This is a genomic window from Bradyrhizobium sp. S3.7.6, from assembly GCF_054061875.1.
On record NZ_JBSSEQ010000004.1, the window covers coordinates 470,255 to 485,592 of the forward strand.

The 15,338-nt window shown below is 60.1% G+C and carries 12 protein-coding genes and 5 pseudogenes; 10 read left to right on the forward strand and 7 right to left on the reverse strand.

What is annotated here, in order from left to right:
* The first annotated feature begins 189 nt into the window (after positions 1–189).
* Positions 190–482 (forward strand): annotated as a pseudogene (locus tag ACVJ5M_RS47945) (hypothetical protein).
* A gap of 846 nt (positions 483–1,328) precedes the next feature.
* On the opposite strand, the gene ACVJ5M_RS47950 reads toward ACVJ5M_RS47945, so the two are convergent.
* Complete coding sequence (locus ACVJ5M_RS47950) at positions 1,329–3,338, reverse strand: response regulator transcription factor (protein ID WP_354100719.1); 2,010 nt, start codon at positions 3,336–3,338, stop codon at positions 1,329–1,331.
* 402 nt (positions 3,339–3,740) lie between these two features.
* Positions 3,741–4,363, reverse strand: a pseudogene (locus ACVJ5M_RS47955) (response regulator transcription factor).
* A 572-nt stretch (positions 4,364–4,935) separates the two neighbouring features.
* Here ACVJ5M_RS47955 and ACVJ5M_RS47960 point away from each other — a divergent pair.
* Positions 4,936–5,115 (forward strand): hypothetical protein, encoded by a 180-nt coding sequence (locus ACVJ5M_RS47960; protein ID WP_028154347.1) that lies wholly within the window; start codon positions 4,936–4,938, stop codon positions 5,113–5,115.
* A gap of 552 nt (positions 5,116–5,667) precedes the next feature.
* A complete protein-coding gene (locus ACVJ5M_RS47965; RefSeq protein WP_028154346.1) occupies positions 5,668–5,880 on the forward strand; it encodes a cold-shock protein in 213 nt (70 codons plus the stop codon).
* Positions 5,881–7,391: 1,511 nt separating this feature from the next.
* Here ACVJ5M_RS47965 and ACVJ5M_RS47970 read toward each other — a convergent pair.
* Positions 7,392–8,351, reverse strand: coding sequence for an alpha/beta fold hydrolase (locus ACVJ5M_RS47970; protein WP_085398569.1), 960 nt, complete (start codon positions 8,349–8,351; stop codon positions 7,392–7,394).
* A gap of 162 nt (positions 8,352–8,513) precedes the next feature.
* Positions 8,514–9,026, reverse strand: a complete 513-nt coding sequence (locus ACVJ5M_RS47975; protein WP_085398568.1) for a phasin family protein — start codon at positions 9,024–9,026, stop codon at positions 8,514–8,516.
* Positions 9,027–9,411: 385 nt separating this feature from the next.
* Between ACVJ5M_RS47975 and ACVJ5M_RS47980 the strand changes: the two are divergent.
* From ACVJ5M_RS47980 to ACVJ5M_RS47990, 3 genes and pseudogenes are all read left to right on the forward strand, one after another.
* Positions 9,412–9,834 (forward strand): annotated as a pseudogene (locus ACVJ5M_RS47980) (glycosyltransferase); the annotation flags it as partial.
* Between the two features lie 85 nt (positions 9,835–9,919).
* Positions 9,920–10,219, forward strand: a pseudogene (locus ACVJ5M_RS47985) (glycosyltransferase); the annotation flags it as partial.
* A 137-nt stretch (positions 10,220–10,356) separates the two neighbouring features.
* The gene (locus ACVJ5M_RS47990) at positions 10,357–10,869 is read left to right on the forward strand and encodes a PRC-barrel domain-containing protein (RefSeq protein ID WP_456679806.1); all 513 of its coding nucleotides are present in this window, start codon (positions 10,357–10,359) and stop codon (positions 10,867–10,869) included.
* 264 nt (positions 10,870–11,133) lie between these two features.
* Here ACVJ5M_RS47990 and ACVJ5M_RS47995 read toward each other — a convergent pair whose 3' ends face one another.
* On the reverse strand, positions 11,134–11,361 hold the full coding sequence (locus ACVJ5M_RS47995; RefSeq protein ID WP_085398566.1) for a hypothetical protein: 228 nt from the start codon (positions 11,359–11,361) through the stop codon (positions 11,134–11,136).
* Positions 11,362–11,560: 199 nt separating this feature from the next.
* Between ACVJ5M_RS47995 and ACVJ5M_RS48000 the strand changes: the two genes are divergently transcribed.
* The 3 genes from ACVJ5M_RS48000 to ACVJ5M_RS48010 all read left to right on the forward strand — a co-directional run bounded on the left by ACVJ5M_RS48000 (position 11,561) and on the right by ACVJ5M_RS48010 (position 13,783).
* The gene (locus tag ACVJ5M_RS48000) at positions 11,561–12,658 is read left to right on the forward strand and encodes a DUF1236 domain-containing protein (protein ID WP_085398573.1); all 1,098 of its coding nucleotides are present in this window, start codon (positions 11,561–11,563) and stop codon (positions 12,656–12,658) included.
* Between the two features lie 25 nt (positions 12,659–12,683).
* Positions 12,684–13,004 carry a hypothetical protein gene (locus ACVJ5M_RS48005; protein WP_085398565.1) on the forward strand — a complete coding sequence of 107 codons (321 nt, stop codon included), beginning with the start codon at positions 12,684–12,686 and terminating at the stop codon, positions 13,002–13,004.
* Positions 13,005–13,372: 368 nt separating this feature from the next.
* Positions 13,373–13,783 (forward strand): response regulator, encoded by a 411-nt coding sequence (locus ACVJ5M_RS48010; protein WP_354100731.1) that lies wholly within the window; start codon positions 13,373–13,375, stop codon positions 13,781–13,783.
* A gap of 247 nt (positions 13,784–14,030) precedes the next feature.
* Here ACVJ5M_RS48010 and ACVJ5M_RS48015 read toward each other — a convergent pair whose 3' ends face one another.
* Together ACVJ5M_RS48015 and ACVJ5M_RS48020 are read right to left on the reverse strand one after the other, a co-directional pair.
* Positions 14,031–14,369 carry an ATP-binding protein gene (locus ACVJ5M_RS48015; RefSeq protein ID WP_144030584.1) on the reverse strand — a complete coding sequence of 113 codons (339 nt, stop codon included), beginning with the start codon at positions 14,367–14,369 and terminating at the stop codon, positions 14,031–14,033.
* A 50-nt stretch (positions 14,370–14,419) separates the two neighbouring features.
* Positions 14,420–14,542 (reverse strand): annotated as a pseudogene (locus ACVJ5M_RS48020) (DUF6538 domain-containing protein); the annotation flags it as partial.
* Positions 14,543–14,890: 348 nt separating this feature from the next.
* On the opposite strand from ACVJ5M_RS48020, the gene ACVJ5M_RS48025 reads away from it, so the two are divergent.
* Positions 14,891–15,217, forward strand: a complete 327-nt coding sequence (locus ACVJ5M_RS48025; RefSeq protein ID WP_161495732.1) for a hypothetical protein — start codon at positions 14,891–14,893, stop codon at positions 15,215–15,217.
* Positions 15,218–15,338 lie beyond the last annotated feature (121 nt).

Consider the following 15,338-nt stretch of genomic DNA (forward strand, 5'->3'; position numbering starts at 1 on the left):
TCGGTTGCGACGCCGTTAGCGTCGACGGTTTTCCCCGCTGCGTCCGTGAGTTGCGACTCGACTCAATTGTTCTTGTTATGTTCTAATGCCTCATGACCGACCACCCTGCCCGCTGGCGCTTTCCCACCATGAAGCAAATCCAAAAACTCGCATCCACCTCAGGATCGACCAAAAGCGCCCGCCAGCGCCGTGGCCGCGGCGCTGCTGGGATCGGCGGCGGTCGCCGCCCCGCTCAATCCGACCGCCGCCGGGTCGACGGAAGCCTCCGCCATCGACCAGGTCCGCTTGGTCTGCAACGAATATGGACGTTGCTATCGGACCCGTGGCCCCCGCTACGTTCAGCGCTATTACGGCGGCGACGATGACGGGTACGTCGTGCGCCGCAGCTACGGGTACTACGGAGGGCCCAGTTACTACGACCGCGGCTATACTACTACGGCGGCCCGAGCATCGGTTTCAGCTTCGGGACCCGTAGCTGGTGACCTAGGAAAAGCCCGCTCTCGGAGAGGCCCTTTCCGCGCTGCGCGCGACGAGCATAAAACGCCCCTAATTAAACGCCCTCTACTTTCGTAGGACACAAAAAAACCCCGCCGGCGGACGGCGGGGTTTTCCATTTGATGCTCTCTGTGTCCTCGTCCGGCCGGTCCTTCGGTGAAGCTCCAGATGCTCGCTTGGCGACGCGTCGCGCCGCCCTTCTGAGGCGGAGCCTGGCGTCGTAGTCGCCTAAGTCACGCCCTCAGCAAGATAGAACGGAGAACAGTTGCGCAGCCGAGCCGCACCATCTCGCGGTCACGGCTGATGAGGTTCGATGCGCGCTCGCCGAGCTGTAGCGCAAGGAGGTCCTTGGTCCTCCCACTCGCGTACGAAGGCCAGCGCGAACTGGTTGGCCTGGCGGCCATGAGCGGCCTTCGCCCTCTCCACCAACGAAGGGTCGCGACGAAGCATCCGCGCTATCAGCCGATGTGCCACCAGCTTCGCTGGTGCCGCCTACCACTCCTTTGTTCAAGCCGTCGCTCACCATCTGGTCTGACCTTTAATGCCCGCATTCAGTGGGCGTTGTCTGAGCTTGTCAAGGAATATAGCAGCCGGGTGATGTCGCGGGAGCGCCGAGAGGTCCCGAGGCGACGGCCACTCCTTCAGCTTGTAGGTCCCGTCAGCCATCGAGCAGCTCCTCTACGACCCTGGATACCTCGGTCTTGTCCTGGATCGCCTTGATGGCGTCGCGAGCGCCTCGAGGGGATGCTCGAATGCTGCGGTGAACGCCGACTTGGCCGACACGGATGATCTTGCTGTTCTGAAGGCAGCACGGCCCATTCGATCAGTAATTGCTACACAATCAAATCGTGAGCCGCATGGAGATTGGCGTGCCCTGAGTGATCGTGGTGCGCATCTGAAATATCAATCCCGTCAGCATCCTGGACCGGCTCCGGCCCCTCGCGTGCAACAGCATGCTGACTATCTCCATGGTTTTTTCCATTTCCGTGGCTCAGTTGCTGTAGGTCATACATGTCTGAAAACGTATTGTCGGTGCCATTTTTAAAATGAAAGGAATCGCCAAGTTCGGTGCCAACCGCTGATTTGGCCTGATCTGCGCTGCCGGAAGAGGGCCCACTCTTTCCTGCAGTCGCAATCTTCAATGCCGAATGTGCATCGTTGGCAGAATTTGCGGACGCCGTTGGTATATCCCGCTGCGGTTTGGCAGTATCTAAATCACCTGCCTGTGGATGCTGTGCGTGTTGCTTGCCGGCCGCGGAGCCATCTTCGAAAGCCTGCAAATCGCCGTGCGCCTGTCCGCGATTCGAATGTTCTCCCGCGGTCTCATGCTGGGCGTGCCCCTTGGCGGCTCCGGAGCTGTTGTCGGACTCGTGTAGGGTCTTCTGCGATTGACCGTGATTTAAATCGTCTCCCGAGGCCTCATGCTTGGCGTGCCCCTTGGCAGCTCCGGAGCCGGCGTCAGACTCATGCAGGGCTTTCTGCGATTGACTGTGATTTAAATCGTCTCCCGCGGCCTCATGCTTGGCGTGCCCCTTGGCGGCTCCGGAGCTGTGGTCGGACTCATGCAGGGCCTTCTGCGATTGGCCGTGATTTAAATCGTCTCCCGGGGCCTCGCGCTTAGCGGTTTCGGAGCTGTTGTCGGAAGCGCGCAAGTCCGATTGCGATCGATCCTGATTGGACCCGTTATCCCGGCCTGTCTGCGTTGGGTCACGCTGCGAGGCTTCGTTCGTGGCCGCCGCAACAACGTCAACGGTCCCGGAACCTCGGGGAATAGTGATTTCTCGGTCGCTGCCGCCACCCTCCGCATGGGCATTGCCGACATTAAGCTCGCTGCCGCCTGTGGCGATTGTATCGCCTTGAGCGAACTCGAATGCGAACGCCCCATCGTACACGGCCGTGCCGCCGAAATTTGCGAACCCGGGAAGTGCGGATGCCAGTCCATTGGCGTCGCTTACGGTAGATGAAGTGACGATGTCATCGCCGAAATCGAACGCCTGCACGGCGTGGTTGGCACCATCGACCTCGTAGATCAAGGCGGCGAAAGCTGCAACCATGAAGATGCTGTAGCTGCTCGAACCCGGCCTCGGCGCGTTGAGTGTTACCTGCGTAAATAGGCTCGCGGCAATCTCGGCCACGGGATCGACGATTTTGCCGGTCGGCGATGACCCAGTTGCGGCGCCGGCGCGGTCCTTGGTCGCGCCTCTGGCCAGGGTCCCACCTGATACTGCTTCCTTGCGGCTGATTTTGATGGTGACGACCTCCGCACACCCGTTTTCGGCCATGACCGTGAAACTTTCGGTTGCGGCGTGACAGGGCGAATCGTCCAATGCTGCCAAGATCGCAGCTGCCAGGATACTCATCGCGCCATAACGGCGCGACAGTGCCAGCGCGGCGAGCTCCGTCCGGCTTTTGATTCCGAGCTTCTGTCGCGCGTGGTCGATGTGAATCCTGACGATCTCGAGAGAGACACCGAGCACCCGAGCAATTTCACTGTCCGACAAACCTTCGGCGACGAGATCCATGATCGTCCGCTCGTTGACGGTCAGAACCGCCAGAACGTTATTGCCGAACGAGGCGATCCCATTAGCTTCGTTACCGACCCTAGCCAAGTCGGACCCCGGTTTTTCCAGCCTCAGGGACTGGACCAGCGCTTCTGGTTGGGCGTTCATCGAAATCGCGCCGCAAGCACCGGTCGCCAGTGCCCTGGCAAGATCGCCGCAGGCGACAGTAGCAGTAAAGAACACCAGCCGGGAGGAAAGGCCTTCGTCGTCCATGACGGCGAGGATGTCGGAGGCGGTTACATCTGTGAACCCGTCCTCCAGTAACACCACATCGGGCGTCAAGCTCCGAATGGCCGCAAGGCAACTAACTCCATCAAGACAGCACGCAACCACTTCGAAATCGGGCTGCGCTACGAGCAGCGATGCAAAACCCTGCAGAACAATGGGACGTCGATCTGCTATCACAAGTCGAACGCGACGCATGGGCTTCCTTCGCTCGGCCTCGCAACGCAACTGAGAAGCGGCGATTTAACTCCGCTCGGCCGATTGGGTTCCTAGTTATCATAATGGAGTTCGTGCGGACGTTTCTGACGATGAGTTCAATCAGTCCGTCCGGATAGCGCCATATGGATCGCCCTAGCCGTCCAGAGGTCGTACCGCTCGATGGCACTGATGAGTAGAACTCTCTCCGATGTCGTTATTGCGCGAAAGCGGCCGAAAAACAGGATCCCAGTCGACGACCCTTCACCGGTACAAATCGATCTCGACTGCAATCCGGACGAGGTCGGAGTGATTTTTAGCGCCGAGCTTGGACTTCAGCATGGAGGTCGTGTTGGCAACGGCTTTATAGGAGATGCCGAGTTCGGACGCGACTTCTGAGATGCGGTCGCCGCGACCCAAAAGCTTCAGGATCTCGAGTTCGCGTGGGTTCATCTGCGTCAAAGGACTGGCCTTGATCGCCGCGCCCGCGAAGGTCGTCGCTTCAGCCAGACGCGGTGAGACGAAGCGCTCCCCGGCTGCAACCTTCCGGATGGCCTTGGCAGGAGACGGGGATCATCGCCCTTTGAGACATATCCCTGAATGCCCATCTCCACAGCGCGCACCACGAACGCTGGATCTTCACTCACGGTGAACATGACTATTTTGGCGGCGGGATCATCCCTGCGGATTCGCCGGGTCAATTCGAAGCCGGTAAGGTCGGGAAGCGTCACGTCAACCACGGTGACGTCGGGATGCTTCTGCAAGTACGCACGGTGGCCGTCCTTTGCATCGGAAGCTTCCAGGATCTCGACGGAAGGGTCCGAAGTGAACAAGGCCCGGCAGCCCGTTACGACAACGGGATGGTCGTCGACGATCAGTATCCGCATGTCGTTCTGGCCCTCATTACACGTCCTCACTTCCTCCAGTTGTGCAAACGTCGCGAGCCCTGGAAAGGGTTCTGTGTCCGCGCGTGACGTCGGGCGATCCAACCGATGGAGCAGAGGTAGGCGGCGGCCAGAATGGCCGCGACCGCCGTCGCCTAGCGTACCCAGATTGGAAAGTCGGACTTGATCGTCAGGAGGCGGTGTAGAAAGGCTTTCATTCTAGAGACCCTCGGGGCTCGATGCACCGACGAGGATTCTCGCTCTCGCTTACTAGATTTCTTCCGCGGTCCGTCTCCAGCTGCCTTCGCCGCACGGCGTGCTCCGCCGGCCGGTCATCGAGGACACGTTCATCAAGCGTTGTGCACGGCTCCTACAAAGCCGGCTTTCACTTCTTCAACATGACACCGGAACGAGCGGGCTTTCTCCATTTGCGACTACTTAGGTTCACACCGTCGAAGCGGCACTCTCCTGAAATCCGCACCACCGGGAAGAACATCCCCGATAGAACTTCAAGAGCCTCACCTGCCGGCCTTGCCCTCGATCTCTCGCGCTAACCGCTCCGCTCTGAGACGTCTGTGGTTTTCCTGAAACTTTGGATCGGCCTGACTGTCCGCAATCGTTTGCCGCGCTCCGTTTGGGTTTTGCGCCTTGCGGTCCGCCTCGAAGGCTACCTGCTGCTGGGCGGAGCGTTTCCGTTCGGTCATTACTGGATCCTTGCACTCATTGATCAGAGCCGTATCACGCTGCAAAGATAGTTGGAGGAAGGAGCCATCATGTCACTTCGCGTAACCCTGGGATCGGAGCCATGCGATCCGACGCTCTCCATTCATCCAATCGTCAATTTCTCGGGGTTCTGCGCCTGGGTACTCGGCGATGATAGCCCAGTCGCCTTCAGAGTTACGGACCGGTTTGAAACTCACTTTTACTTTTGCCATGCCGAACTATGCAGGAAAGTGCGCAAAAAGTGAAGCTCGCGGAAGCATTTCAAGCCCCCGGCCCCGGCCGACTCCTTTTGTCGTGCAGGCGAGGAGCCGCTCTATTTCCGAGCACCCAAGGTCGTTCCCGCAATTCAGTCACCAGTTTCGGAACAAATCCACCAACCGTGTTGAAAAGCACCGTTGGCTTTCTTATTGAAGTCTCTCAACTGCTGGTGTATTGTTTCAGATATCGATACTGGCCGAACAACTGTTCCGCTTTCGCCTCAACTCCTGACGGCGCGCACGTTTCAGACATTCTCCAACATCGACTAACCGGACTGGCCGCAACTCCGCGCGCCAGATCCTGCGCGTTTACGAAAGGACGATCTGATGAACACAGGTACAGTGAAGTGGTTTAATACCCAAAAGGGCTTCGGCTTTATCCAGCCGACAAACGGCAGCAACGACGTTTTTGTTCATATCAGCGCGGTCGAACGCGCCGGTATGGGCACTCTCAGCGAAGGTCAGACGCTGTCTTATGACGTCGTCGCAGACCGTCGTACGGGCAAGTCCGCCGCCGAAAATCTTCGTGCTGCTGCTTAAGTAAGAGCACGACAGACCTGTCGCTTTCGCCACGGATGTACTGGCAGAGCTTGTGGTCATGCCCCGTTCCCAAATCATTGGGAGCGGGGTTTTTGATTGAACCGGTCAAAGCCATGCATAAGCAAGCTCGTCGGCGGCTTCGCTTAAAAATCATCGCGCGTGGTCGCCGAGAGAAGAGCCGACAAAGCAGTTTGGATTCGCTAAGCCAGGTCAAGAGCGTAGAGGTTGGTATTCGCTTCCCCGATCGCTGGATGGCTGACTCCTAGTTTTATCCTGGCGAAGGAGCAGCAAAGGCTGTTTGAAGATCTAAACTGCGGGCGATGTTTACAGACTTCATGAGTACCCCGCTGCCGCGGATGCTTTGCCTGTTGTCAGTTCGCCCCCTCGGCCTGATGCGGCCTGTTCAACCTCTTTACGAAACGATTCGTGTGTGCATTGGGCGGCCGTGCAATTCAACAAACGTGGTAGGACTAGCGCAAAGCAGGAGATCGGTTGATCGATCGCGAAAATGTCCTGCGAGCGCGGCGCGCAAAGCCCCCTCAAAGGCACGAGGTGTGACAAAGGCGCGGCCAATGTCGGTCTGACGCTCAGACTCGTAAAGTTCGAACGCTCGCAGCCACGAGCTGCGCGCTTGCCGCACTAAAGGCGTACACGTCGGCCAGCGCCATGACCTGCGAACTGCTGAGTTCTGCTAAACAAAAGGCGGTACCTCGACCAGCGTTCCGATCAATCGCAACAATGCTTGCTGTTCGGGCCCTCTTCCGTGACGATGACCGGTTGAAGGCTCGCGAGCGATGAACCATGCGTCGCGACAGATCTTGTCGTAGAGCAGATAGAAGCGAAAGGTGGGCTCCGCCTTCGCTTTACAGTAGAGCTTTCTCTGAAGGCTCCGGATCTTATCAGGCGTTGTCAGGTCACCTCACCATCTTCAAAAGCGCACCAGAAGTCGGGGCCCTTTGCTCCACCGGCATTACCCGGCATCAACGCTCCTACTGCCCTGTCCGACTCCCACCGTGACCACCGCCTGATGCGATGTTGAGGCCGCTACCCTCGTCCGCGACGGATCTCCCCCTGTAACTGCGAACTACCCTTCCGACGTGCCGTGCCCACTACCCCGGCGGATCGCGTGGGTGCGCGTGTCAATTGCTTCCCCACACGTGCGGCCTTCCCCAAATGACCGGAGGGTCGGCATCCGCATTAGAACTTTCGAGGCCTGCTCAGGCTTCACTTTGTTACGGCCCATCGGATCGCTCAGCGGCCCAAGGCCGCCTTTGTCGCAGGGCTCCGACCCAGCCAGTTACCCGACCGAGCCGCCTGCCAGCTTCCGGACCAATCGACATTATCCGGGTGAGACCCTCCCTTACTGATAGTTCGCGCCCTCGGGGCGCACGGTCAATCGCGTCGGTTTGTCCCTGAGCGGGCGACTTCTGGTCTGACCGGATAACGGACATCGTCAGACCGGACCGGCATGTCTCGGGCCCTTTCGGACGCCCGCATTGCAGCAAGAAAGCCTATGCGGTCCGCACCGGTGAGGGGAGCGCCAGCGCCGCTACGGCATCCGCTATTCCCGGCGTATCTGCATAGGTAACCATGTGACCGGCATCCTCGACCAGATGAAGCAGGGAGCGGGGCAACACCGCGTGGAGGCGGCGCGACTGGTCGGCCTCGATGAGCCGGTCAGCCTTTCCATGCACGATCCTAACCGGACACCGGATGCCCCGGTATTGAAGCTGCAGCTGCGCAGCAGCTGGAATAAGGAACGCGCTCTCCTCGGCGGCCGCCCTCAACTGCTTGGGCCGGAGAGCCAACGAGATCGGAAATTCATTCTTGAATTCCGGCGGAATGGCACGCGGCGCGAACAAGGTGCGCATCAGCTTCGGCATAATGGCCCACGATATGATCGGCGAGATAGTGTAGCGCATCAGATCGCCGAGCAGCGGCAGCGCCGGAGCTGACATGAGCCAAAAGTCCGTCCGAGCGGTTGGAAAATAATAGCCGGACACAAGCACCAGCCCACTCACGGCATAACCGCTTCGCAGCGCCAGCGCGATCGCCACCAGCGTTCCCCAGGAGTGGCCGAGCACCACGGGATTGCGCACCCCAAGCTGATCAAGAGCCTTCGCGAACAAGGCAGCTTGCGTTGTGGGCGTCCAGATGCGCGTGCGCGGACGGTCGCTGTAGCCAAACCCTGGCCGGTCGAAGCAAACGACGCGATAGTTGTGGGCCAGACGGTCGACCAAACCGCTTAGGACGAGATCCTGAATCATGGTGCCGTTCCCGTGAAACAGGACCACGCAAGGCGCGGCGGCATCGCCCCGTTCGATATAGTGAAGGCGCACTCCGTCGCAATCGGTAATGACGCCGATAGGCGGATTCTTTCGCTCCGCTGTCACCTGAAACGCGATGTTGCCGAGGATCAGAACGACAAGTCCCGCAAAAACGATCAGCAGAACGGCTTCAGTTGTGGACATGGTGTCAACCTACATTCCTGATCGTGGGTCCCTCGCATTGGCGGCACCGAGCCCGCTAAGGGCTGCTGATTCCGCTCCCTCGTTGTGAGCCGCGCAACGTGATCGGCGCGTGCGTGATCCGCGTTTGCGTCCATCCTTTGCCGCAGCGGGTACCGCTTGCAGTTATCGTCCGGCCAGAGCCGTGAGCTCTCGGGGCGGCTTGATGCGCCAGAACGGATACGCCGCCAATTCTTTCGAATGCTGCCCGAACATATCGACCCGTCTGCTTGTAAACTCCGTAATGACGGCGAAAAGTTCAGTTGGTGACCTGATCATCGCAAGTCTCAGGCCGAAATCAAAAGCAAATTGCACGTTGGCCTGGGCTATCTCAAGAAGCTTTGCTTGGTACGCCTGCATGTTTGCCGTGGCTTCCGCAAAGCCTTTCATTGGATCGCTATCAATCATTCTCTGACTGAGGTCCTCTGGCAAGGCATCCACCCGAGACTCAATGATAGGAGCCTCGTGTCTAGGATCATCATGAAGCTTAAGAGGCGGTTCAATCGAGACTGCCGCAACAGAGCGAAGAAAAGTCTCTTTCGGGCTTCTAGCAATGGCCTGCGTGTTCCGTTGGGCCCGCGCGGTCATTTTCGGATTGCGGGCGCGCTTTGACGCTGGTGCCGGTTTGCGTTTGCTCATCTGACGCTCCAAGAATATGGGGCTGCGACCACAACGGTCATTTCTGAACCGACAACAGGCTTTGTGATGTGGCGTTCCAAACCCGCGCATTTTGGAGTCCCGCATGAACTGAGATCAATCGCACGCTCTGCGATGTGGACGATGATTTCAGGTAGCAACTCCAACCAACAAACGTCTAGCTGGCGATCTTCCAGACCTATGCTCAACGGGCGTCGGCCTGAGAACAATTAGCTCTCGGCTCGTTGTGCTCTCCTAAGACCGCTTTAAGTTGCGGCCAGCGCTTGCGAGAAGATGTCGAGATCCGGCGAGCGCGCAGTGCCGACGCTGTCTGCTGGAGCGCCATTTGCACAGGAGATGGGAGGAGCGCGAAAGCGATACCGAAGAACTCGGACGGCTCACGGCGGAGAAGGGGCCGGAAGACGCCATACGCATCGCACGCGCCGTCGGGATGCCACTTAGGATCGCAGCCAAGATACCCCGCGCGGAAACGGCCTACTTCAAGAAGTAGCTCGAACCCAAGTTCGACGGCGAAGAGATCAAGCTTATCGGCGAGGTGGACGAGGTTCGCAAGCAGCCGTTCCTCGCCGGCGCCGCCGCGCTCTTGTTTCCAATCGATTGGCCTGAGCCGTTCGGCCTCGTCTTGATCGAGGCGATGGCGTGCGGTACCCCCGTGATCGCCTACCGTTCCGGATCGGTGCCGGAAGTCGTGGAAGACGGCGTCACGGGCTTCAAACCACGGTCAAACAAGACAACTCAGCAATTAAGTCGGGCGCCAAGATCGGCTGCGGCTCCAAACCGCGCTCGGTTTCTGCGATCAAACGCCCTGAGGTAAGTGGGCGTCTTCATTCTACCGGGCCGGCCGGTAGAAAAAGAAAAGCCGCCCAACGGCGGGCCTGGTGTTTCCGATCGGTTGGCCCGAGCCGTTCGGTCTGGTCATGATCGAGGCGATGGCCTGCGGGACACCCGTGATCGCCTATCGATCAGGCTCGGTCCCGGAAGTCGTGGAGGATGGCGTCACGGGCTTCATCGTCGACGGTGAGGAGCAGGCGATCAGGGCAGTGAAAGATCTGGGCCGGCTGGACAGACGAGTGGTGCGCGCCCGGTTCGAGGAGCGCTTCGCCGCAAGTCGGATGGCGAAGGACTACGAGACCCGATATCGCGACCTGGTCGCTCGCGGAGGACGCCTCGCGTGAGAGATCTGTTCCGCGGCTAGTTTGCCGGACAGGCGCGATCGAATCCTTGGCAATCCGTTCCGCATCGGGAACAAGCGGTAATTAGGGGCGTTGAGGCCGGCATCCCAACGGGTGCGTCACGTTGGAGGAGATCATCGATGAAAAGCTTTCTTGCCGTCGCTTTGCTTGGCACTGCCGTGATCGGCGGCGCTGCTTTCGCACAATCCACACAGCCCGCCGATCGCGCCGCGCCGGCGGCGACCGCTCAGCCGGCCGATAAGATGGCGCTCAAGGGAAATTGGCGTGCCTCGAAGCTGATGGGCTTGAATGTCTACAACGAAGCCAACGAGAAGCTCGGCGACATCAACGAACTGCTCGTCGACAAGAGCGGCAAGATCAACGCGGTGGTCATCGGCATCGGTGGCTTCCTCGGCATGGGCGAGCACGATATCGCCATCTCCATGGACAAGCTGAAGTTCGTCGAAGAGCCGGTCCGGACCAGCTCGAGCGGCACTTCGACCACGTCGCGCGAGACCACCACGACCGGGACCGCGTCCACAACCACGACGAACCGCACCGCGAAGGATTGGGTCCCTGACCACGCCGTCATGAGCGGCAACAAGGAGCAATTGAAGGCACTCCCGCAGTTCAAATATTCCGACTACAACTAAGGGCGACGAGTGCTCTCGGCGAATTGGGGCCCCAACTACGGGGCCCTTTTTTGTGTACGGACGTGCTGCAACGAAAAACGGCCCGCCCAGATGGGCGGGCCGTTCATCCGTACGGGGTTTCCGCTCAGTGCATGTGAACCAGAAAATAGCCGACGCCGCCAACAACCAGGACGGCTGGAACGGCCCAAAAAATCAGTACGGGCATTTTCTCCTCCAATCGCTGTCAGAACGCTTGAGAGACGGCTCTTGACGCCGTCGCGGCTATTACTGCTCGGTGCAGACCTTCGTGGTCTTGACCGCGGACTCCGCCTCGACCCGGGTCTTAAAGACGCCGTCGCCCACGACGGTCGTGGTGGTGGTGGTCGGCTTGCTGTCGACGATGGTGCACTTCTTGGTGGTGGCGTCGCGCACGATGTAGAACTCGGCGGCGCTGGCCGCCTGGGTGCCGAGGGCGAAGGCGGCAAGAGCGCCGCACAGGATAAGCTTCTTCATGGTGTGTCCTCCTCAAAGTGAAAAATAACTCGTAAGTAGTCATTGCCAACGACGCCGCGCGACCGAAGTTCCCACTCTCGCGATCTGCACCATTTCGGGACAACAGAAAACACGGAACTCGCGGAATTGCCTAGTTTTCCCGGAATGGAACCCAGCGTCCCGCCCGAGGTTGTTCGACGTCCGCATTAAGGAGGTTCAGATGAACAAGCGTTTATTGTTGGCTACCACCGCTGCAGTCGCGATCGCGACTTCCGCTTTTGCCCAGTCCTCTCCGAGTACGTCGAACTCCAATCCGCCGACGCGTCAGCAGGATTCCACATCCACGACGCCGTCCTCTTCGACCCCGTCCAATTCATCCTCGGGATCCGCACAGCCCGCCTATCCTTCGGCGAATTCGGCCCAGACGCAGTCTCCGTCCTCGACCGGTCAGAGCGCCGCAGGCCGGTCGTCCAATTCGGGCACCAACACCACGCAGGCGCCGGCCTCGAACAACTCGACCAACCAGGCTCAGACCAATCAGCCGTCCAATCGGACCACTACGCCTTCGAGCCAGGCGCAGACCAATTCTCCTTCGAACACGAACACCCAGACGCAGAGCGCCAATCCGCCCACCTCGGGCACCAACCAGGCGCAGTCGCCCACGGGTAGCGGTTCGACCAACACGGCGCAGCAGCCGAACAATCAGCAGAATACGGCCGATCGTTCCTCGAACACCAACGTGAACGCGTCGGTGAACATCAACGATCAGCAGCGGACCCGGATCAGCACGTCGATTTCGCATCTGAACGTGCAACCCCTCAACAACGTGAACTTCTCGTTGTCGGTGGGCACGGCGGTGCCGCGCGATGTCCGCCTGCAGCCGCTTCCTGCCGAGGTCGTCGAGGTCGTGCCGCAGTACAGAGGCTACAACTTCGTGCTGGTGAAGGATGAGATCGTGATCGTGGAGCCTTCGAGCTATCAGATCGTCGCGGTCCTCCCGTACTCCGGCCGCTCGACGGCGGCCGCGCCGGCGCGCACCGAACAGCGCAAGGTGACGTTCAGCGATCGCGATCGCGAAGTCGTCCGCAAGCACGCCAAGGCGCGTCCTGTCGAGCGCGAGCGGCAGACCACCGGCAGCACCGTGCGTACCGAGATCCGGAGGGGCGAGCGCCTGCCGCAAGACGTGGAAGTCGAGACCTTCCCGGAGGAGGTCTATCGCGAGGCCCCGAGCCTGCGGGAGTACCGGTACATCAACCGGGATAGACGCACCTACATCGTCGACCCGCAGGAACGTCGCGTCATCGAAGAGATCGATTGATCTCGTCACACGAAGGAGAGCGAACATGAGGACTATTGCTCTCGGAGCGTTCGCCGCCACCGCCATGCTGGCGTCGGCGGCCTCGGCAGCTCCGCTCAATCCCACCCCGGTCGGATCGGCGGAAGCGGCAAACGTCGACCAAGTTCGCCTGGTCTGCAACGATTACGGCCGCTGCTTCCGCACCCGTGGCCCCCGCTACGTGCAGCGTTACTACGGCGACGACGACAGCTACGTCGTGCGCAGGAGCTATGGATCCTACGGCGGTCCGGGCTATTACGATCGCGGGTACGGCTATTACGGAGGCGGGCCGAGCATCGGCTTCAGCTTCGGTACCGGCCGCTGGTAATCGATGCTTCAGGCGCCGCCCTTCGGGGCGGCGCCTTTCGGATTTATCAGTCTGCCGCGCCAACTCGCGCGGCGCTCCTGCTCATCACGCGTACGAAGGAGTGCTGCAAGCGCTGCTTCGCTCCGCAAGGGAACGATCGGCACTTCACCGCGTCGAATCCCTGCTCTCGGCACCCTTGCCCCCCAAGCCCCAGCCGGGAGCGAAACCTAGCCAATAGGTTGGCGACCTCGACCCCGGTCGAGGTCGTTTACCCCTTTTCCCTCTGGCGACTGGACCGTCGCCGCTGCGGGGGGAGCGAGCGTCCGAGGCACTTAATCCGGACGTCGTCCTCGTCCAAAAACATCATCTGCGGCCCATCGAGGCGTTGCATGCGGACGAAGGACTGCGCGGACATCGGCCCCTCCAAGGATCCACGTGAATCTCCCCGGAAGATCTTTCTTGTCGAAGACGAAGCCTTGATCCGAATGATGCTCGTCGACATGCTCGAGGAGCTCGGACACGCCGTCGTCGCCGAGGCCGGGCATATCGAGGACGCGCTACGACTTGCGCACGATTCGGGCTTCGATATCGCCATCCTCGACATCAACCTCGGAGGATCGACGAGCCTGCCGGTGGCGGAGATTCTCGCGAAGAGAGCTGTGCCGTTCGTTTTCGCGAGCGGCTATGGGGAAGCCGATGTACCCGAGTGTTTCAAGAATAGGCCCATGCTGCGCAAGCCCTTCCATGTGGATGATCTTGACCGGGCGATCCAGGCGGCTGTCGCGGAGCATGGGAACTAGGTGCGATCGCTCTTCGAGCCGCTCGCCTGTGGGGGCGGATTAAGATCTGCCTCGAGTTCGGCTATGATGTCCTGCAGCAGCCGTGCGGCCAGAGGATCGGTCGTCTCCGCGAAGCCTGCGGAATCGGTCCAGTTCTTCGAGGTGTTTTGGCAACCGATCGACCATGGTGTTCTCGCAGGCTCCGACACTCGTCTACGTCAGAGCCCGTCCATGGTTGCAGTTGAAATCCGAAAACACTTCGCCATTCTCAGGTATCGAGCGCGATCGAGACCTGCACCTCGCAGCCTTGCGGAAGGGGCTTTCTCGCGACCCTTCCCTTCATCTGGGTGGCGAGGAGGTTGATGAGCCGGGTGCCCAGTCCGCTCTTCGCTTCCGCGGAGCAACCGATCCCGTCGTCCCTAATCGACACGAGAACTTGGCCTTCCTTGGCCCGCAGCTCGACCTCCACCGAGCCGTGGCGGCCTCCGGAAACGCGTACTTGAAGCAGTTCGTCACGAGTTCGTTCACGATCAGCCCGATCGAGGCCGCCTGCGAGCTCCGCACCCAGATCTCGTCCGGGGACCTGCCCACGAGGGTGGAGCGCCATTCCCGCTCGATCCTGACGTTGGCTTCGGCCGCGCGAATGACAGCCTCGTCCCAATCCTTGGTCTTCAAGCTAAACTTGATCTCGGCCGGCATGCCGAATCCGCGGTACGCCACGGGCACGCGGCGGCGAAACCAGTAGAACTCTGAACGCGGATTTACCCACGGCTCGATCATGCGAAAACGGCTCACGGTGACCACCTGCGTGTACCACCGGACTTTTTCGGAAAGCCTTATTTTATAGGTTAAGCGGGAGTTTCAGCGGTTTCGGAGGGTCCGTGGCGGAGAGGGAGTCCTGTCAATCGCTTTGATTTGACGCATGTTTCTTTGCGCCTAGGGGCAATAACTACGGTCCTTACCCCGGTCATCTTCGCAGCATCACGACCGTAGTTTTGGGCCCACTAACGCGGTACGGGCGCCTCCTCGCCGGCCTTCCCTTGCGAGCGACTGCAGTGTAGTTGCTATCTCGGCAGCCGGTCAGTCTGCAGGTCAGATGCGGGTGCACGAGGAATTCTACCTGAGAACATGACTTTTAATCACGGGGTCCTGGGTTCGAGCCCCAGCGCGCTCACCAAGCCAAATCAAAGACTTAGCTTTGATTTTCCTCGCTCCGTCGAAAAGCAATTTTGCCTTGTGCACACACAGTGCACACAGCGTGAGGGAGCGCCGCAATGGCTGATCTCACGGCGCTTTGAGCGCGAACTGCTCGCTGCTTGTCGCATCGCCCTTCGCCAGCTCGAATACGATGGCGACGACAAGACATCCTTCCATGGCGCTGCCTGGGAGGCGCTGACGAAGGCAATCACCAAAGCTGAGGTGCGAGAGCGCGCCGGTGGAGGCCCGCCAAGCTAAGGCATTTGCGAGGCGGCCCAGCCCCTATGGCGCACGCCATGAACGGCGGGAAGTAGAGCGCCCGCCAGACCGCAGGATTGCTACCGGCTGGCGCCAAGCGGGAGGCCGTGTGCGGTTGGAA